Annotated in this window: 18 protein-coding genes; 12 read left to right on the forward strand and 6 right to left on the reverse strand. The window is 46.4% G+C overall.

Annotation, left to right across the window (positions count from 1 at the left end):
* Positions 1–313 precede the first annotated feature (313 nt).
* The 12 genes from I3248_RS06130 to I3248_RS06185 all read left to right on the forward strand — a co-directional run bounded on the left by I3248_RS06130 (position 314) and on the right by I3248_RS06185 (position 12,099).
* Complete coding sequence (locus tag I3248_RS06130) at positions 314–985, forward strand: 2Fe-2S iron-sulfur cluster-binding protein (protein ID WP_238062970.1); 672 nt, start codon at positions 314–316, stop codon at positions 983–985.
* The gene (locus I3248_RS06135; RefSeq protein ID WP_238062971.1) at positions 982–1,974 is read left to right on the forward strand and encodes a xanthine dehydrogenase family protein subunit M; all 993 of its coding nucleotides are present in this window, start codon (positions 982–984) and stop codon (positions 1,972–1,974) included. Before I3248_RS06130 ends, I3248_RS06135 begins: the two co-directional genes overlap by 4 nt.
* A gap of 2 nt (positions 1,975–1,976) precedes the next feature.
* On the forward strand, positions 1,977–4,490 hold the full coding sequence (locus I3248_RS06140) for a xanthine dehydrogenase family protein molybdopterin-binding subunit (RefSeq protein ID WP_238062972.1): 2,514 nt from the start codon (positions 1,977–1,979) through the stop codon (positions 4,488–4,490).
* Between the two features lie 113 nt (positions 4,491–4,603).
* Entirely contained in the window at positions 4,604–5,860 is a 1,257-nt protein-coding gene (locus I3248_RS06145; RefSeq protein ID WP_238062973.1) for an XdhC/CoxI family protein, read from the forward strand.
* Positions 5,853–6,560, forward strand: a complete 708-nt coding sequence (locus tag I3248_RS06150; RefSeq protein WP_238062974.1) for a nucleotidyltransferase family protein — start codon at positions 5,853–5,855, stop codon at positions 6,558–6,560. Before I3248_RS06145 ends, I3248_RS06150 begins: the two co-directional genes overlap by 8 nt.
* Before the next feature lie 143 nt (positions 6,561–6,703).
* Positions 6,704–7,801 (forward strand): GTP 3',8-cyclase MoaA, encoded by a 1,098-nt coding sequence (moaA, locus tag I3248_RS06155; RefSeq protein WP_238062975.1) that lies wholly within the window; start codon positions 6,704–6,706, stop codon positions 7,799–7,801.
* Positions 7,802–7,889: 88 nt separating this feature from the next.
* On the forward strand, positions 7,890–8,420 hold the full coding sequence (moaB, locus tag I3248_RS06160) for a molybdenum cofactor biosynthesis protein B (RefSeq protein WP_192994200.1): 531 nt from the start codon (positions 7,890–7,892) through the stop codon (positions 8,418–8,420).
* A gap of 52 nt (positions 8,421–8,472) precedes the next feature.
* Entirely contained in the window at positions 8,473–9,012 is a 540-nt protein-coding gene (gene moaC, locus I3248_RS06165) for a cyclic pyranopterin monophosphate synthase MoaC (protein ID WP_238062976.1), read from the forward strand.
* A gap of 98 nt (positions 9,013–9,110) precedes the next feature.
* The gene (locus I3248_RS06170; RefSeq protein WP_037059218.1) at positions 9,111–9,377 is read left to right on the forward strand and encodes a MoaD/ThiS family protein; all 267 of its coding nucleotides are present in this window, start codon (positions 9,111–9,113) and stop codon (positions 9,375–9,377) included.
* A 102-nt stretch (positions 9,378–9,479) separates the two neighbouring features.
* Positions 9,480–10,010 carry a molybdenum cofactor biosynthesis protein MoaE gene (locus I3248_RS06175; protein WP_198336530.1) on the forward strand — a complete coding sequence of 177 codons (531 nt, stop codon included), beginning with the start codon at positions 9,480–9,482 and terminating at the stop codon, positions 10,008–10,010.
* Positions 10,011–10,080: 70 nt separating this feature from the next.
* Entirely contained in the window at positions 10,081–10,782 is a 702-nt protein-coding gene (gene modB / locus I3248_RS06180; RefSeq protein ID WP_025645927.1) for a molybdate ABC transporter permease subunit, read from the forward strand.
* A 456-nt stretch (positions 10,783–11,238) separates the two neighbouring features.
* On the forward strand, positions 11,239–12,099 hold the full coding sequence (locus tag I3248_RS06185; RefSeq protein ID WP_238062977.1) for a universal stress protein: 861 nt from the start codon (positions 11,239–11,241) through the stop codon (positions 12,097–12,099).
* A 3-nt stretch (positions 12,100–12,102) separates the two neighbouring features.
* Here the strand turns inward: I3248_RS06185 and I3248_RS06190 are convergent, their stop codons facing one another.
* From I3248_RS06190 to epmB, 6 genes are all read right to left on the reverse strand, one after another.
* Entirely contained in the window at positions 12,103–14,355 is a 2,253-nt protein-coding gene (locus I3248_RS06190) for a DUF3488 and transglutaminase-like domain-containing protein (protein ID WP_238062978.1), read from the reverse strand.
* Positions 14,352–15,401, reverse strand: a complete 1,050-nt coding sequence (locus I3248_RS06195) for a hypothetical protein (RefSeq protein WP_025645933.1) — start codon at positions 15,399–15,401, stop codon at positions 14,352–14,354. Before I3248_RS06195 ends, I3248_RS06190 begins: the two co-directional genes overlap by 4 nt.
* Before the next feature lie 27 nt (positions 15,402–15,428).
* Entirely contained in the window at positions 15,429–16,415 is a 987-nt protein-coding gene (locus tag I3248_RS06200) for an AAA family ATPase (protein WP_025645936.1), read from the reverse strand.
* Positions 16,416–16,494: 79 nt separating this feature from the next.
* Positions 16,495–17,067, reverse strand: coding sequence for a c-type cytochrome (locus I3248_RS06205; RefSeq protein ID WP_238062979.1), 573 nt, complete (start codon positions 17,065–17,067; stop codon positions 16,495–16,497).
* Between the two features lie 97 nt (positions 17,068–17,164).
* Entirely contained in the window at positions 17,165–19,249 is a 2,085-nt protein-coding gene (locus I3248_RS06210; RefSeq protein ID WP_238062980.1) for a GGDEF domain-containing phosphodiesterase, read from the reverse strand.
* A gap of 226 nt (positions 19,250–19,475) precedes the next feature.
* Entirely contained in the window at positions 19,476–20,483 is a 1,008-nt protein-coding gene (gene epmB, locus I3248_RS06215; RefSeq protein ID WP_238062981.1) for an EF-P beta-lysylation protein EpmB, read from the reverse strand.
* Between the last annotated feature and the right edge of the window lie 173 nt (positions 20,484–20,656).

Consider the following 20,656-nt stretch of genomic DNA (forward strand, 5'->3'; position numbering starts at 1 on the left):
AACTATTTTAGCTATCAGCAGTGCGCATTTGTGAATGTTCAACACGCCCTAATAATGCCGTTACAAAAGTAAACAGCACGCCAAACTGCTATATCTTCGCTCATCGATAAAACCTATCCTACTTTCTTTTAGTAAGCCAATAGTAAGGTCTGTGCTTGATGCTGAGAGCTGAATTCATCGCTCTGCTCTACTCTCTTAACGCCAAGAGAGTAACATTTACTACACAGACGCCCCGGTCTGCTGCCTCTACTATTTTATGAGAACTTATTAGTTATCTTTAAATTTAGCCATTATCTGCCAGCGGGAAGCCAGCATGAATACCTTGACTTTAAATATCAATAATCAAGATTACTCCTTTGACGATCTTGATCCGCGCACGACAATTCTAGATTTATGTCGTCAACATCTACAAATTACCGGACCCAAAAAAGGCTGTGATCACGGTCAATGCGGCGCTTGCACTATGCTTATTAATGGTGAGCGCATCAACTCGTGCTTGACCCTTGCGGTTATGCATGACGGCGATGAAATCACCACGATTGAGGGCATCGGAATGCCTGAGTCGTTATCAGCCTTGCAACAAGCCTTTAAAGATCATGATGCCTTTCAGTGTGGATATTGCACGTCAGGGCAGATTTGTTCCGCCACGGCTTTAATAGAAGAGGTGAAACAAAACTGGCCAAGCTATGTGACGACAGATCTCAAAAACCCGAATGGGTTGTTAGTCCAAGAGATCGCTGAGCGCATGAGTGGCAATATTTGTCGCTGTTCTGCTTACCCCAATATCGTGGATGCCATCTCACAAGTGCTTGAGAGCGAAGTGTCAAATAAGCGTGCTTCTTCTAGTGAAGAGACGACTACAGGTTCGCTGCAAGACTCAGCAGTGACAGGCATTTGGTCACCGCCGCCCAGTCAGTCCCAACTTGGTAATCAATCAGTAAACCATAATAAAAATGCCAGTAGCACAGCAGGAGGCCGCTCATGAAACGCTTTGAATATATCCGTGCCCTTGAACCGCAGCAAGCGGTAATGTTTGCTACTCCTAAAGAAGCCTCGTTTATCGCAGGCGGTACCAATTTGCTTGATCTCATGAAGTTTGAGATTGAAACGCCAACCAAGCTGGTTGATGTGACACGCTTAGAGCTTGAACAGATTGAAGACACTGCCGATGGCGGCCTACGTATCGGAACCTTAGTAAGCAATAGTGATTTGGCCGCGCATCCTAGCGTGATTGCCAATTATCCGATATTGTCTCGTGCGATATTAGCAGGGGCGACCGGACAGCTGCGCAATAAAGCGACAACTGGCGGTAACTTCCTGCAGCGTACGCGCTGCTACTACTTTTATCATACCGATAGCCCTTGTAATAAGCGTGAACCGGGTACTGGCTGTCCTGCAATTAACGGTGAGAACCGCCCCCTTGCAATTTTAGGCACAAGTGACGCTTGTATTGCTCAGCACCCGTCCGATATGGCGGTCGCTATGCGTTTGCTTGACGCTACTATTGAGACTGCGAAAACCGATGGCTCGACTCGGAAGATTCCAATAAAAGACTTTTATTGTCTGCCAAAAGACACTCCCCACATCGAAAACGTTTTAGAGTCAGGCGAGCTTATCACGCATGTCGTGCTGCCAGCGCCTATTAAAGGTATACACACTTATGACAAAGTGCGTGACCGCGCCTCTTATGCTTTTGCGCTTGTATCGTGTGCAGCTGTGATAGACGCTGATGATAATGGCAATTTGACGACAGTACGCTTAGCATTTGGCGGTATTGGTACTCAGCCATGGCGCAATGAAGATGTGGAAGATTTGTTGACGGATACGCAGGGCGACGATGACACTATCAAACAGGCAGCAGATCTGTTGTTAAAAGATGCCAAAGGTAGCGGTCAAAATGATTTTAAAATACCACTAACACGCCGTTTGCTAAAACAGGTCATTAAGCGTGCATTAGCGGGCGAGGGAGCATAATCATGTCATTATTAGATTCAGTACTACCGGCAGAGCCCACTAACAAAGAGAAGATGGATAAGCCGGTTGAGACGTTATTCGACAAAACAGCGAGTAATTTGGTAGGTAAACCAATTAACCGCGTCGAGGGCTCGTTAAAGGTTAGCGGTCAAGCTCATTATTCGGCAGAGATTCAACTAGACAATAAAGTGTATGGTGTCTTGGTTGGCTCAACCGTCGCCAAAGGAAAAGTTGAAAAAATCGATAGCGACTCGATTGCCCATATACCAGGTATTATTAAAGTCGTCACTGATCCTAAGCGCTTCTTACGTAACTCACAGCAAGGCGGTGAGACCGAAGCACCGACTCAGGGTGTGAGTGAGGTTTTTTATCATGGTGAGCCCATCGCAGTCGTTGTCGCTGAAACTTTTGAAGCGGCGACCGAAGGCGCCAAGGCCCTTAAAGTCACTTATAAAGACGAAACTGATCAAGCGGCTTTGGATTTTACTAAAGAGCTGCCTAACGCCCACGAGGTAAATGAGAAAAAAGGCTCGGATAAGAATGCCAAGCACGGCGATCCAGAGCAAGGCCTTGCTGATTCGGCGGTAACCCTCGATAGTGTGTACCATACCCCAAGTCAAAATAGCGCTGCGATGGAACCGCACGTTACTTTGGCACATTGGGAAGATGACAAGCTGGTCTTATATACTTCAAACCAGATGATCGCCTCTTGTAAGCAGCAAGTAATGGACGCATTAGATTTGAAGAAAGATCAAGTCGAGCTGATCTCATACTATGTGGGCGGTGGTTTTGGTAGTAAGCTTGGTATTGCACCAGAATCTATTGCTGCCGCTATTGCTTCTAAAGAAGTCGGTCGTCCGGTACTGATTACTATGACGCGCCCGCAAGTGATGGAGGCGACGGTAAGACGCTCAAACACCCGTCAGCGTATTGCTATTGGTTGTAATGACGAGGGTATTATTAATACCTTTATTCACGATACCACGACCAGCAATTTACCAGGCGAGGCGTTCTTTGAACCAGCAGCATTATCCACTCACTTTTTGTATCGCGGAGAGAATCGCCGCGTCAGTTATCAGATGGTGGACATGAATCAATTGTTATCAGGCTCTATGCGTGCTCCTGGTGAAGCGGTGGGTATGCTTGCTGTTGAATGTGCGATGGATGAGCTGGCGAACAAGCTTGAGATCGACCCTATTGAACTGCGCCGCCGGAACGAACCTGAAGAAGACCCTAGCGAAGAGATGCCGTTCTCCACTCGTCAGCTGGTCGCCTGTATGGAAAAAGGCGCTGAAGCATTTGGTTGGGATGAGCATAATCCCAAACCTGCCAGCCGACTAGAAGGCGACTGGTGGATAGGTACCGGTATGTCTGGCGCCTCTCGTGGCAATATGCTGCAGCCTTCTGAAGCGCGGGCGATACTACAAGTAGATGATTCAAAAGAGCTTGGCGTCAAAGCTATTATCAAAACCGATATGACTGATATCGGGACAGGCTCTTACACCGTATTTACTCAGGTCGCAGCTGATTTGTTAGGACTGCCTATCGATCATATCGAGATGAAACTTGGTGATAGTGATTTACCGCCAGCATCAGGTTCTGGTGGTAGTTTTGGCGCGGCCAGTGCTGGTAGTGGGGTTTATTTGGCTTGTGAGCAGCTACGCGAAATGCTTGCAAAAAAAGTAGGTCTACATGCCGATACGATTCGTATAGATAACGGTCAAATCAAAAAATCAGGTGAGCATCAGCCTAGTAAGGCAGAAGCCGCTATTGGAGCAAGTAGAGAAAAAGTAGCAGATTTTGTCGATAAAAACTTGGTGGAAAAAGGAGTAGTCGATAAAAGCGAGGTAGATAAAGTATCAGGCTTGGTAGATAAGGCTGTAGACTTGGCAGATAAGGTGTCGGCAAAGACAGGTATCCCGCTTCCTGAATTAAAACCTGCAAATGAGCAATACGACTTTGATGATAATCAGTCCTATGCACTAGCTGATATTATTGCTAAGTTTGACGAGCAAGAAATCAGCGCCAAAGGCCAGATCAAGCCGGGTAAAAATGGCAAAAACCTTCGCCAAGCCTCGTTTGGGGCCAACTTCGCTGAAGTGGCGGTACATAAAGTCACCGGTGAGATTCGCGTCAAGCGTATGACTGGCGTGTATGCAGCAGGACGTATTCTCAACCATAAGCTTGCAACCTCGCAATGTTATGGCGGTATGATATTTGGTATAGGTTCTGCTTTGATGGAAGAGGTCATTCATGACAAGCACGATGGGCGATTATGTAACCATGACCTTGCCGAGTACCATGTGCCGGTCAACGCGGACGTACCGCAGTTGGATGTGATTTTGTTAGAAGAGGATGACCCTTATACCAACCCTATGCATATTAAAGGTATTGGGGAAACCTCTATTTCAGGGTCAGCGGCAGCCATTGCCAATGCCATCTATAATGCAGTCGGTGTGCGCGTTTATGACTTCCCTATTACTTTGGACAAAATCTTAGCCGATATGCCTGAGTAACAGTCGACATCGAAGTATAGACCCTGTTGAATAAAACCTGCTGAATGATAATTCTAATCTTAAGCAGGTTTTATTTATCTTATCCCTAAAAGTATAAAAAGAAACGCAAAAATATGAATCAAGTCGCAGACATTCTACAGCTCGCCTTTGACGCACGGCAGCAGCACGTTGATGCGGTGCTCGCGACAGTCGTGCGCACTGAAGGCTCAGCTTATCGTAAACCTGGCGCTATGATGCTTATTTGCGAGGATGGTCGCTCAGCAGGTATGATAAGCGGCGGCTGCCTTGAACCGCACATTATTAAACGCGCCTTTTGGCTGACGCGTCATGGCGCAAGCGTGCAGGTCTATCAAACCGGTGATGAGCAAGAAGAAGACTTGGAGGATGAGCTAGAGGAAAAGTTAGATAATGATGCTATAGATTTTGCAGTAGACTTAGAAGACGAGCTGAACTTTGGCTTAGGCTGCAATGGTAAAGTTCATGTGTTATTTGAGCGCTTATCTTCAGCTATGCCGTATTTAGATTTAATTCAGAAAGTTCGTCAAAGTGGAGAGTCTACTACTGTCGCTACTTTAATACGCTCTAACAGCTCTGAGGTGACCGTTGGTACTAGGGTTCATTTAAACGCCAGTTTTTTAGATGACAGTTTTTTAGATGACAATAAAAACTCACAAAAGATACCAGAGCAAACCACAAATTTACCAAAGCCAGTAATCGATGAGTTATCTGCTTATAAAGTGAGTAAAAGACACGCTGATTATCTGGTTTTAAAAAGTCCGGTTGCAAATGACAATAGCTCAAAAGACGCTATACAAACTGAGTGGTTAGTGCAACGCGTGCAACCGCAGATTCGACTTTTGGTTTGCGGAGCAGGCAATGATGTCATGCCGCTAGTAACCATGGCAAAGCTGCAAGATTGGCACGTCACCGTGATCGATAGTCGACCGCAGTATGTCACTCGCCAGCGTTTTCCGCAGGCTGATGCTGCGTTATGCGTGGCTCTTAACGATAGCGAAACTCTACTTAAACTGAGTCAAAATGCAGCGGTAGCACTAATGTCGCATAGCCTCAGCCAAGATCGGGCACGCTTAGCTGTCTTGTTAAAGAATGCCAATCATTGTAATTACATCGGTCAGTTAGGCCCGCGCTATCGTACTGAGCGTTTGATTAAGGAGATTAGCGCAACTTGCGCTGACCCTACCGCCTTGGCAGACGGTATCAATCAGCTGCACTACCCTATCGGTTATAAGCTTGGCGGTGATGGCCCTGAAGCGTTAGCGCTAAGTATCATCGCGCAAATTAGCGCCGTCGTTTATGAGCAAGTTGCGGTTACTAAAGAGTTAGCGCAGCCAAAAGCCAGCTATGAATGACAAGGATAGCTCATCATTCAATCAAAACAAACCTCCAAATCATGCGGTCATTATTTTAGCCAGCGGATTAAGTCATCGATTAGGTCAGCCAAAGCAGCTTCTAGAAAAACAAGGTAAACCATTAATTAACTATATGACGATGCTTGCTTTGGTGACTCAGCCAAAAGCTGTTATTGTCGTCATTCCTCAGCAAGATACAGCTATTACTGACGTTATCGAAACGGCTGTTAACCGTTTGACAGCGCCAAACTCAAGCATACAAATCGTTAGTAACCCTAATCCACAATTAGGAATGGCAAAGAGCTTATCTTTAGCTATTGATGCATTAAAATCTCAGCATGATTTAGCGATGAAGCGCGTATTGATTATGGGCGTGGATCAAGTATTATTAAGCGCTCCTCATTTAGATCAACTTCTAGCACAAGATAATATAGTCGTCGCCAGTCGTTACCCGAATTTGGATGAGAGATTTATTATTGATGATAATAAGCATGATATCGTGGGTGTGCCATTAGTTGTCAGTTATAAAGTACTAAAATCATGGCAATCCTCGCTCAGTGGCGACAAAGGCTTGCGGCACTTTATTAGAGCGCTAGCTCCTGAGAAAGTCACCACGGTGGCTCACTCAAATCTTAGCTATGATATTGATACTCCTAAACAATTAGCTTATGCTCGACAGCAAGGATGGCTTGATTATTGATATAACTGCCTATAGAACAGTAATTATTGCCCGCTTTGTTTAGCTATTGAGTCTAGGGGCTGTTTAGAAATACATAATTTTGACGACAACAGCGCCCGTAATCGCTTATACTCTTTTATGACCCCATTATTGGGAGTACCTTTTTGTATTCACCTGTTTTAAAGCCTGATATTTTTGATCCACAAGCACAGAATAGCTCAGTGTTATCCTCTGTCGACTCTGCTCGTGCCAGTCATTTAGGCGCTGATCATTCGGTGGTTGATAGTAAACCGCTAACCGATGGTTTTTCGCGGCGGCTGACTTATTTACGTCTTTCTATCACTGATTTTTGTAACTTTCGCTGTGAGTATTGTCTGCCAAACGGCTACCAAGGCAAACGCCCCTCCGATGAGCTCAGCGTCGCTGAAATCAAAACTTTGATTCAAGGCTTTGCGCAAGTGGGCACGCAAAAGGTGCGTATCACTGGTGGCGAGCCATCGATCAGACGCGATGTGGTAGAGATTATCGAAACGATCAAGAATACCGCTGGTATCGAGATGGTCGCAATGACTAGCAATGGCTACAAGCTTGGCAAGCACCTAGCCAACTGGCAGGCGGCAGGACTAAATCAGCTCAACATCAGTATGGATAGTTTCGATGCCGATACTTTTCATCAGATGACGGGCTTTAATACCCAGCCCCAGCTGATGCGCGACATGGACACCCTCCTAGCGACTACGGATATTAAGCTCAAAATTAATAGTATCTTAATGGCGGAGACTGCTTTTCAAAACTTAATTGACGCGATGGACTACGTCAAAGACCGTCCTGTGACCTACCGCTTTATCGAGTTTATGCAGACCAGTGACAACAGCGATTTGTTTTTTGCTCAGCATGCGCAGTCTGATATGATTACGGATTATCTGCTCGAGCGCGGTTGGCAGTCGCATGATCGCGGTAGCGCTGATGGCCCTGCAATAGAATACAGCCATCCTGACTATCTCGGGCGTATCGGTATGATTGCCCCTTATGCCGCGCACTTTTGTGATAACTGTAATCGTCTTCGCGTGAGTAGCCAAGGCAAAGTGCATCTGTGTCTATTTGATGAAGGTAATTACGATATTCGAGATTATCTAAAAAACGACGATGTGCAAGGTCTAGTCAACACCTTGCATAGCTTTATGCCAATTAAGCCTGAGCATCACCATCTGCATGAGTCTAATAGCGGCATGATGCATAATTTATCGATTATCGGTGGTTAGAGCATTTAGTTGGAGCTCTCATAGTAAGACGGCAAACTGTCAAAATAAAATATTTAAACTTATCAAATGATTAGAATTAGGAATATCTATGTCTAAGCCTGCTGCAGAATTTACCCCGCTGAATATTGCTGTGCTTTGTGTCTCTGACAGTCGTACGCTTGAGGAGGATAGCTCAGGGCAGTACTTAGCCGATAGCTTGGTTGAGGCGGGTCACCACTTAGCTGATCGTCAGCTGATTACTGATGATATTTATCAAATTCGTGCGGTCATTAGTGGCTGGATTGCTGATCCTAATGTGCATGCAGTAATCACCACAGGCGGCACTGGGTTTTTTATCCGTGATAGTATGCCAGAAGCGGTCAGCGTATTGTTTGACAAGTCGATTGACGGTTTTGGCGAGATGTTCCGTTTGCTCTCCAAAGATGATATCGGTATGTCAACCATTCAGTCGCGCGCTATCGCTGGTATGGCCAATGGCACAGGCATCTTCTGCCTACCGGGTTCGACCGGTGCTTGCCGTACCGGCTGGAATGATATCTTAAAAGAGCAGTTCGATAACCGTACCCGTCCTTGTAACTTTGTTGCGCACTTTATGCGCGCCAATCCAGGTCACGACTAGCGTTTTGAGACTTATAAAATATAAGTAACCTTTAATGAGTTAAGAAAAATACATGTCTATATCTTCTGATTATAAAAATGCTCCGGCTAATACTGCAAACCGCTCGCACGCTACCCTATCGCATTTAGACAGCGATGGTGAGATTCATATGGTCGATGTGGGCCACAAAACAGCTACTACTAGAGAAGCGCATGCTGTCGGTCAGGTGTGTTTTCCAGCAGGCATCTATGGTCAAATAAAAGCCGCTGATGGCATGACAAAAAAAGGCAGTATCACCCAAACTGCCCATATCGCAGGTATTATGGCAGCCAAGCGTACTCATGATTTGATTCCGCTTTGTCATTCATTGCCGCTAGATAAAATTGGCTTAAGTTTCGAGTATGACGACAGCTTAAATAGCATCATGGTCAATGCAACGGTAAAAGTCACTCACAAAACTGGGGTGGAGATGGAAGCGCTGACCGCTGTTAGCGTCGCTTGCCTGACCATCTATGACATGACCAAAGCGCTGTCGCATGACATCGTGATTGATGGAGTCAAACTTATGACTAAGACCGGTGGCAAGTCAGATTATAACCATCAAGTAACATAGTCTAAGTGTGATGTTTTATCAAAAATAATTTTAGCGAATAAACGATTTCAAGCAACGCTGCACTTTTCCATGCAGCGCCGCTCTATAGGAGTAGTAAGATGACTGACAATACAAATGATTTGATGACCATCAATGTACTGTATTTTGCCAGTCTTGCGGACGAAGCCAATTGTCAGCAAGAGCAAGTCACGCTCGCCCCTGATACTTCACTAGCTCAGCTATATGAGCAGCTTCGTGATAAGCATCACTTTAGCCGTCCGCAAGCCGATCTGCGTGTGGCGGTAAATGATTACTTTGCCAAATGGGATGACCCGATTAATGATGGCGATAGCGTGGTGTTTATTACCCCTGTGGCAGGCGGTTAGTCGCTAATTATCTGTCGTAGACGACAACTCTAGCCTAGCAAAAATAACACAACTCAAAATAGTCGAACTAAACTAGAACCGATTCATAATCTGAGCATATCAATGACTGGTGAGAATAAAAACAACGAAATAAAAATTGGCGATAAAGAAGACGTACATAGCCAATCGATGCAAATCAAACGCAGTGCTGATGACGCTTATGCTATCGCTGAGCGTGATGGTTTTGCGCTATTAGATGAAGCTATTGACGAGACGCGCCTTAGAGCCATGCTCGATGACGACAGCTGCGGTGCTTTTGCTTGTTTTGAAGGTCGCGTGCGCAATCATAATAATGCCAGCTGTGTCGAGCGTTTGACTTACTACGGCTATGAGGATTTGGCGATTAACCAAGGTCGGCAAATCATGGATGAGGCTAAAGAAAAATTTGAGATTACCGCTGCGGTTGCCATTCACCGTATCGGCGCATTAGAGATTGGCGATATTGCCGTTTGGATCGGTGTGATCTCCGCCCACCGCTATCCGGCGTTTGATGCTTGCCGCTGGATCCTCGATACCATCAAAGCCGATATTCCTGTTTGGAAGCAAGAATATTATGACAATGAGTCGCCTAAATGGCTAAGCAACAACGGTTAACTCATGATGACTAATAGATAATAGCTAATGAGTACCATTACTCCCCTTTTGCTGTAATAGTTGTAGCGCTATGGTCGACCCTTCTCTCTTATCAGCGATGTTAATGCCATTTTGGGTCAGCCTTAAGCTGGCAGGCGTCACGACTTTATGTCTCTTATTGCTCGCGACCCCGCTTGCTTATTGGCTTGCGCGCTCCAGTCGTTATCGTTTTGTCAGTCGTTTCAAAGTTATTTTACTAGGCGTTATAGCAATGCCTTTAGTGCTGCCGCCGACGGTTATTGGCTTTTATTTACTGCTGCTGATGAGTCCGAACTCGCTTATTGGTCAATGGCTGAGCGCGCATAATCTTGCAAGCTTAGTGTTTACCTTTGAAGGCCTAGTGGTCGGCTCTATCATTTACTCCCTACCTTTTTATGTGCAACCGGTTTACGCGCAGTTTTTGCGAATCCCTAAAAGCGTCACAGAAATGGCGCAATTATTAGAAGCCAGTCGCCTTAGACGCTTTATCACCATAGCGTTACCGCAAGCGCGTATCGGTATTATATTGGGTAGTCTGATAAGCTTTGCTCATACCATTGGCGAGTTTGGCGTGGTATTGATGATAGGTGGTAGCATCTCAGGCGAGACAAAAGTCATCTCCATCGCGATTTATGAGCAAGTCGAAGCGCTGAACTATGAGACAGCGCATCTAATGGCAGCGGTACTAGTAGTTACAGGTATGCTTATGGTCACTTTGATCGCGAGTGTCAGTAAGTCCATGCAGCGCTCATAGCACGTATGCTCTTATCAATACTCACAACAACAGTTTTAAAAGGCTGTTACTTTTTTTCTAACAAACCTTTGCGTCAAGCCCACAAGATAATTACTGAATAAGTCTCTGCTCTATGACAGTATAAGTTATCACTCATCGATAATAAGGATTACTTATGTCATTGACTCAAAATACACATCTAAGCGGTTTATCCATTCGCAGCAAAACTTGTAGCTGCTCAAAGTGCGGCTGTACTAGCGAAGCTACTTGTAATAAGTGTGATATGTGCGCTAAGTGCTGCAACTGCGGCTCATAACTCATAACTCATAACTCAAAATTGATGATAAGCGCAAGCGCTTTAGAGGACTCCTCTAGAGCGCTTTTTTGTGCGCTATTCATACAATCTTATAATTTGCTATAGTAAAGACAATCAGTAGCCACGCCAACAGCCGATGATTTTTATATTGAGGAGACTTTATGTCTAGTGAACAGCATATTTTAGCTTGTGTTGATGGCTCGACCGTCACTCAGTCCGTTTGTAGCTATGCAGCATGGTACGCTGATCGCCTCAATTTAGCGGTGGCGCTACTCAATGTGGTTGATGTCCCTGTCTCCTCTAGACGCGACTTATCAGGAACGATAGGAATCGATAGTCGGCAGATATTACTAGAGGAGTTGACACAGCTGGATGAGCAAAGAGCTAAAGTGGTCAACAGCTATAGCAACGCACTCATCGAAGATGCAAAAAGCCATATAAGTAGCCACTTCGATGTTGAGATAAAAGCTTATAGACGCCGCGGTAAACTACTGCCCGCCATCGAACATTTTGACAGCGAAAACCGTGCGATCGTGCTAGGGCGACGCGGAGAAGATCATCAAAATGATCGCGTCAATATCGGTAGTCAGATTGAAACGGTGACCCGCGCTTCTAATAAGCCTATCTTGATTTGCTCAGAATCATTTAAAACACCAACCTCATATCTTATCGCTTTTGACGGCAGTAAAACCGCGATAAAAGCGGCGCAGATGGTGGCGAATAGCGAGCTGCTAAAGGGCTTGCAAGGTTATATTGTGATGGTCGGTAATGATAATGATACCGCCAAAAGTAGCTTAGCAGCTGTGACTGAGCAGCTCAGCTCTTCAGGATTTACCGTTACGGCTCATCATTTGCCTTATGATGATGTCGTTGAGGGACTGGTTGAGTTTCAAGCCAATAATGCTATCGATATGATCATCATCGGCGCTTATGGGCACTCGAAGTTTCAACAGCTCTTTATCGGTAGCACCACTACCAAGATTATCACCAAAACCTTATCGCCTATTTTATTATTACGCTAGTAGCTATAACAGTTGACTAACACTGCGTTTGAGCTCTTTAAGTACTTGTTGGTACTCTGGGCTTTGAGTGTCAGCGTCACTTAAGCGTCCGTAGCGCAGCTGTCTATAATGACGGCTAACCTCTTGCAGACCTTCCCCATTCAACCCATGAGCTTGGCTATTTTCTAAACGCTTAAGCCATGCCAAAGCGCCTTCGTTATCATGACGCGATAAAGCTCTATCGTTTTTAGCTACCTTGCTAGAGAGCTTTATCAGCGGTCTATCTGCCGGATGCCACTGTTTGCGCCTACGATACCAGATCATAAAGACGAGTAGGCTTATCACGGTGATAGCGCTCGCTGCTAGCCAAGCGATTTGCTCAGAGATAGAACGAATATTGAACCACTTAAGCAGCGATCCGGCTTGTTTATCCTGATCATAGCCGACGACATCTTTTTGCCAATAGTAGCTGGCTTGATCGGATAGTCGTCTTAGCGCTTGTAGCATCTGATACTGCTGATAGCTGACTTGAGCGGCTGCGCCTTCGCCGAACAGGCTAGCACCTCGCGACTGAGTCAGCGCGTCCATCCCTTGCTCAACGCGCTCAGAGGCAACAAAAGCTGTCGGGTCAACGCGCACCCAGCCTTGACCCTCAAGCCATACTTCACTCCAAGCGTGTGCGTCCATTTGCCGCACTTCCCAGACGTTACCGCCGCGGCTCATCTCGCCGCCTTGATAGCCGGCCACCACGCGTGCTGGTATGCTAACCGCACGCATCATAAAGGTAAAGCTTGAGGAATAATGCTCACAAAATCCAGCTTTGGTCTCAAATAAGAAACTATCGATACGGTCTTCATCCAGTGGCGGCGGCGATAAAGTATAGCGAAACTCAGTTTGATTGATCCAGCGCTGGATAGCTTGTATATAACGTTCAGGGTCTGATCCTGATTGAGCAAATAGCTGCTTGGCAAGGTTTTGCGTTTGTAGATTACCTGCACTAGGCAGCGTTAGATTAGCCGCACGGCTGACGTCATCAAGGATAGGATCAATCTGCATAGGCGCATAGCGTAGTACCTCATAACGCAGCTGTTCACTGACAGGTTCCTCTTTGATTAAGGTAAAATCTGAGGTCAAGCGAGTATCTTTATTTTGGGGTAAAGGATAATCAAGGCCAAACAGCCATTGCTGCTGAGTGGGCTCTAAGGTGATCTCGTAGCTTTTTGGCTCAGTCTTATTATTGGCGGTGGCAAGCGACCGTGCAAGCCAGTTAGGGGGTTGCCTGCCAGGCTGCCATTGCTGCTGCACGCGCCGGTTGGGACGCCAAGTGACGCCATCAAAATCACTAAAGACTAAGCCGCGCCAGTACAGCTCGCTTTGTGCCGGGCGAGCTTGAGCAAACTCTACACGAAAGGCAAGCTCTGTCGATTGACTCAAGCTCGCAATATCACCTGGCGACATGCTATCAGAGACGCCAGTAGTTGCCTGACTTGAGGACAGCTGCACGGACCATAAAGGCGGCAAGCGCGGAAAGAACAAAAACAGCACCACTAATAAAGGTAGCGCTGAAACGCCTAATACGCCAAGGGTGCGCATGCGCCCGTCACCGCTCGTATTGCTATCATCATTGAGCGTTATAAAAGCCAATAATACGATAATAGTCGCCGCGACAGCCTGCAAAGTGGTGACAAGACCTTGATCTAATAAAAACAAACCTGCAATAACGAATAATGATAAATTCAGTACCACATAGGCATCACGGCGTTTATAAAGCTCCCATAGCTTGCTGACTAAGCACAGCACTAAAAATCCAACGCCCATATCTAAACCAAAAGCTGCGCCATAAGTGAGCGACAAGCCAGCTAACCCCAATAAAAACCCTAGCATCTGCATGACTTGATAAAGGCGCTTTAAGCGAGTGGGTTTGAACTTCGCTTTGATACTTGGCAGCTGGGCGATAATAGTGATAATGGCAAAGCCTATCAACCATAGCGGTAAATAAGCGGCATGAGGGAGGATGACAAACAGCTGGGCGATGAGCACCCAATAATATGCAGGCAATGACAATAGCCGCTGATACCTATTGCTTATGCTAGCGGGCTTATCGTGTCGCTGCCTATCTGGCAGACGAGTAGATGCCAGTTGACCATAAGCCAGTTTCTCAAAGCTTACGTCGCTGTCATCAATAGCTGTTATCGGAGTACGCCGCGTATCTGGCTTTGCATTTGAATATGCCTTAGCTGAGCTTGACTGCTTTGCGTTACGCTTCAATAAACTCATGATGCTTGCGCCACTCTTAATAAGCAAGCTTGCCCGAAAGCTTCGCCTTGGCCTATCTCAGCGGTACTAGGCGCTTCATGCGGCAACTGTAGCTGAAACGGCACCTCAAGCTTGCTTAAGGCCAGCACCCCATAAGTCAATTGTGCCAGTTTTTGTTCATGAGTTATCGCTGGCATATCCTCATAAGCTAAGCGCTGCTCGTAGCCGACAGGATCAGCAAAGTGCTTGGTAAACATACCCTGCCCGCGCGCCACATGCGCCCAAGAAACGCGCGCTAGAGACTCGCCTGCGACATGGTTATCAAGGCGCTCAAAGTCGTCCTGACCTTGGGTAAATTGCCCACCGGTGGGCAGATCTGTGCTATTTGCGCTCAGATACCGCGCTTGCCACTCAAACGCCTCGGGCTGCGGATATACCCATGCTGGGCGAGCAAAGTAGACGTACGACCACGCGCGCATAATCCCTAAAGGATAGACCGTCTTAATATGCAAACGTGGTAATTCAAGTTTACCGCGCCTGTAGGTTGCAACTGGGAGTCGAATGATTTGCTCATTTTCAAGACGCGGCAGGAGCACTGTGGTTTGCATGACGTCTAGTGGGCCGTTTACCGAGCTTTTATTTGTCAGATCTTTATCTTGTGAATATTTACCTTGTGCATCAAAGCCAATAGACAGTTGCCGTCTAGGGTGCCGGCTATTGCTCAGCAGTTGCAAGGTTACCCAAACTGGCTTGCCTGCCTCGGCCATCGTCACTTCAAGCAAGCGTACTTGTAGCCCTGAGACATGAGCAAAGGTGACATGAAAGCTGATGAGCCAGACGCTGATTAGATAAAAGCACAGCCCTAGCACCAAGTTATTGCCATAATTGATCCCTGCGATAAAAGTGATAATAAGCAGCAGGACAAACAGTAGCCCTTCGCGGCTAAAGAAGATATAAACATTACGCAAATTGAGAGTCGCGTTATCGTCTCTAGGGGCGCGTTTGGCAAACCAGCGCCTGAACATCGCGGTCAATGGCTGCTTTATGGCCTGAGGAAAGATGGTCATAGTCACTCTATTACTTGAAGGCAGTCGTCAGACGATTACCGCCACTTCCGCCATAATACGCTGGGCGATAGTTGGCGGCGTTTGGCCACTGACGGCATTGGCAGGTACGAAGCGCTGACCTAGCCGGTGGTCAGTGACCGCAGCAAACACCGCTTGAATATCTTCTGGTGTCACCTCTTGCTGACCTGAGACATAGGCATAAGCTTGCGCGGCACTTTGTAGTGACAGCACGCCACGCGGCGATAGCCCATGATAGTCTTGACTGATCCGAGTCTTAGCAACCAAGCGCTGTAGATAGTCTAAAGAGGCATCTGCAACATAGACTTGCTGGACGCCTCGGCGCGCTAGTAGCACGTCCTCGGTATTGAGTATGGCATGTAACTCACGCAATAACTCACGGCGATCCTGCCCGCGCAAGAGTGCACGCTCCGCCTCAGCAGAGGGATAACCGAGCGACAAACACATCAAAAACCGGTCCAGTTGCGACTCAGGCAACGGATAAACCCCGGCTTGCTGCAACGGGTTTTGGGTAGCAATGACAAAGAACGGCTTAGGCAGAGGGTACGATTGCCCGTCTTGGGTGACTTGCCGCTCCTCCATTGCTTCGAGTAGCGCGCTTTGGGTCTTAGGGCTTGAGCGGTTGATCTCATCAGCTAATAACAGCTGAGTAAATATCGGTCCGGATCTGAATTCGAAAGCCATTTTGCCCTGATCATAGAGTGTCATACCTAAGATATCAGCAGGCAGCATATCATTAGTGAATTGCACACGGCTAAAGCTCAGTCCTAACAACTGCGCTAACCCCTGTGCAAGCGTCGTCTTACCCATACCCGGCAAATCTTGTAGCAGTAGATGCCCGCCTGCAAGGACGCAGCTGAGTGCAAGCTTGAGCACTTGGGGTTTATCGAGCACCACCTTGTTCAGCTGCACGAGTAGATGGGCGATTTGCTGCTGATTGCGCGCATAGTTATCAGCTGCTGCACTTTTGGATAAAGGGGCTACTTCTACAGTCATAGGCTTGGCATCATAATAAAAACAGTAAGGATATAAGTTCAGAATAAGATTATTGCTAAAGCGATTACAATTGCTAGGTCTACTGAAAATCAGCGGCGGGTTTTTCTGCTGCTACGTCTGATATAACGACAGCATCGTTACTCATTTGACTATGCTGATTGCTATTCTGGTTATTTTGATCATTAGATTGATTCGTCGTATCGACTTGAGCATCCGCTGAGTCCGGCGCACGTAGCGTCGATAAATAGGCAATGACATCAGCTCGCTCGCTGGCATCGGGCATCGGATCTGCGAGCATTTTTGATTCGGGCATCGCTGTTTCAACATCTGCGATATAAGGATCGAGCGTCTCAGCATCCCATACCCAGCCTGAGGTCTTAAGCGCTTCACTATAATCATAATCAGCAAGCTGCGCCGCCTTAGCACCATAAATATTCATCAGCTGCGGGCCTTTTTTATTAAGCCCTGGGGTAAGCTGATGGCACTGACCACAAGCGTCTTGGTAGATTATCGCGCCATTATCTGCATCTCCTTGCTCATATACCGGTAGGGTCACCGCAGCACGGCTATCAGGCGGGGTACGCTCACTACACGCGCTAAGTAAAATAGCAGCAGTAAAAATAACACTTATTTGACGAATAACCATAGACATGTTAACAAAAACTTCTGTTAATAAAAAACGTTAGTACTGCTTTTGATGTTAAACAACCGCTATGAGCGAATGAGCGTAGCGATTATATACGCCGCGTTTATACGACATTTATAGTGCGGCTCGGCTCTTCTAGATAGTAGCCTTGTAGATACCGTGCGCCTACGCTCCAAGATACAGACATAGTGGCAGCATCTTCGATATAAGGCATTAATACGTTGATGTTTAACTTATTTACTTCAGTGATTAATGATTTTATGGTATCCAAATTGTCGTCGGTATGGATATCGGTGACGTAGCTTTGTGCAATACGTATCATATGCGGTTGCACAAATTCAGCGGTATCGAGTGACTTTGTCGTGCTACCAAAATTATTAATACATAGTCGGCAGTTGACTTGATTCAATGCTGCAAACTGCGATTTTGCTATTGTTAGATGATTGCGAATATCTTGCTCACTGAACTGGATAGTAAGCGCGCCTGCCGGCCCTCCTACTGCTTTGATAATTTGACTGGCTACGCTTGCAAGTTTTTTATCGACCAATGAGGCACTCGTTAATTGCACTAACAGCCGCGCTTCTGGATGCGACTTACGTACTGTGCTTAGCTGTTTAAAAGCATTGATAAGTACCCAGCGGTCTATTTTTTCAAGTAGATTATGAGATTTGGCTACTGATAAAAACTGATTTGGAGTGAGTATTGTGTTTTCGGTATCACCTAGCGGCAGTCGCAAATACACCTCAAAGAAGTCGCTGCGATCCAGATCAATATCGTAGATAGGCTGGAACATGAGCTCAAAGCGATTATCAGTAATAGCATTGACTAAATATTCAGCCAAAGCGCTGTCATCTTCGCTCACATGTTTACTCAAATCGTAGAAGTGATAAGCATCGCCTTGATTGCTCGTCTCTATGCCGATATGGTTGATGGCTTCTAGCGCCCGCTCCAGCAACACTTTAGGAGCAGGAGCATTTTGGTCGATTTTTACCACGCCGATACTGGCAGTCGTACTTATCGTCCGCTTGTCCACGTTGATGAGCGTCTCACTGATTTTTAGCCGTACACGCTCAGCCAACTCCTTGAGCGCTTGGGTTGAGATATCATGGGCCAGGATAGTAAATGAGGTGTCCCTAAAACGGCTAACCGGATAGTCGACAGCGATGTCATCGAGCAGCGCGGCGACTTGCTTGACGGTGGCATCTACCCCCTCTAACCCCAAACTACTGCTTATCCTACCGGTGTTGTCTAGCTGGATATACAGCAGACCTGCGTGGCTTTTATTGTTTAGGACTTGCTGATGCAAGCTTGCAAGCCGCTCCTCAAAACCGCGGCGGTTACTGAGCCCCGTCAAGCTATCTAGACGCTCTACCGCGGCTAGCTGCTTGTCGATCTCAGCGCTACTTGGGCCACTTTGCTGAATGATGATCTGCGTCACAGGCTCGCCCTCGAAGGTAGCGGTAGCCAGCTGCAGCTTGACTTCAAAGACGTCACCGTCTTTGGTTTTACTGTTGGAGTTGAATTCGACTTGCTGTCGATTGCCTTTGTCAAACTGGCGCAAAAACTGCTTAAAGTCTTTGACATTGTCAGACCCGGCTATCAAGTCGATGACAGGTAAACCAATAATATCGTCCATCGTCTCAAAGTTGAACATCTTAAGATAAGGGTCGTTGGCGAAAATATGAATACCTTGATCGATGTAAGCGACCGCACTTTTGGAGTTTTTTATCAGTAGATTGGCGCGTTGTTCTGACTCAGTTAGCACTTGTTTTAAACTGCCAACTTGCCGCCTGGCAAGCAAATTAGCATGCAATAAGCGAATCGCCATCACCACTTGTGTCTCGCGCTCAGCGACCAGCGCCTTGACCATAGTACCGTCAATAATCACCGGTAGCCCATCTTGATTGCGGCCGTTGTCTGCCAGCTCATCACTCATCAGGCCAATGATAGGTAGATCAATATTATGCTCTTGAACGATAGCCACGACATCGGTGAAGCTTAAGTCATAAGCTCTACCAAACACTAGGACATCCCAGCTGTGGCGTAATGACTTGAGCAGCTCTTCTTTATCGTCCAAAAACCCTAAATTCACCTCAGCATAGTAAGATTTTAATAGATTGATCAAACCCTCAGCGTATAGCTGATCATCGTCTATGACTAATAAATTCAGAGTCGTATTGGTCCGCATAAAAAATCCTCACAAATCTTACGATAGCAATCGAGGTACTTAAGTTTTTAGGTGCTTATGTTTCTAGGTTTCTAGGTTTCTAGGTTTCTAGATTTTTATCACTAGTTCTGTGCAACTAGATAAGCTATGTCTAGTCTGTGTTTATGACATCAGATGCTAATACTAGCATAACTAAATATCAATAAGCATAAAATCATATTCGCTAAAGCGCTCAGAGACACAGCCTTTATCTGAGTTTGTAAATATCAACTGGTACCTTAAACGCTCTATTGGGTAACTCGCGCACCAGCTTAGGGACTAAATAACCAGGCAGCCGCTCTAATAGCGCCCAGTACAGCGCGATAGCTTCGTTCTCTGAGCTATCAAAATGCGCGCCGCCCGCCACTTTATCCAATACATGTAGATAATAAGGCAGCACACCAGCGGCAAACAGACACTGACTCAGAGCCACTTGCGTCTCTACATCATCATTGATATCGCGCAGCAGTACCGTCTGGTTGAGTAAGGTAATACCCGCAGCGCGCGCTCGTTGTAAATGCTGCGCGGTGGTGTCATCGATCTCATTGGCATGGTTGCAGTGGATAACCATGACGATCTGACAACGACTGCTCGCCAGTCGTTCTAGTAGCTCGGCGTCTAAGCGCTCAGGAATGACTACTGGCAAACGCGTATGCAGCCTTATCGTCGTCAGCTGCGGGATAGCTTCTAAACGCTCAAGCCACCCAAAGAGCCGACGGTTTGAGACGCTTAGAGGATCGCCACCGCTCAAGATTACCTCATTGATCTCAGGATGCTCGTGGATATAGCGGATAATGCCATCCTGCGCTGAGGCTTTTGGTAGGTTACTTTGATAGTCAAAATGCTGACGAAAGCAGTAACGACAATGGATAGCGCAGGCTCCGGTCACCGTCAGTAACACTCGAGACTGGTACTTATGCAGTAAGCCGGTCAGCGGATTTTGTGAATTTTCAGCTAAAGGGTCTGCGACGTAGCCCGTCACGGCTATCTGCTCTCTTTGATCCGGCAGCACTTGTCTAAGCAGCGGATCATTGGCATCACCGACTTGCATCTTCGCGACAAAAGCGCGCGGCACTCGAAGCTCAAAATGCGTTGGTACATATATCTGAGATCTTAGCGATTCGAGTTTTAATAGGCCTAATAACTCATCAATAGAGCTTATGGCTTCGGATAATTGCGTTTGCCAGTTTTTTTGTAGGATTAAATGGTTTATCATAACACCCTAATACTTTATGCCTAAAAATCGCCATTATACGCTTATCACTGCAGCGTGCTAGTCACCTAGCAAAATATAGCGAGCATAATTACTGTATATTACCTCTTATTTATTTGTGCTTATATTATTATCTCTCATCTATTTGCGCCTATATATGGTTACTATTAAATGGT

The sequence above is a fragment of the Psychrobacter sp. Ps3 genome (assembly GCF_022129275.1).
GTDB lineage: Bacteria > Pseudomonadota > Gammaproteobacteria > Pseudomonadales > Moraxellaceae > Psychrobacter > Psychrobacter submarinus.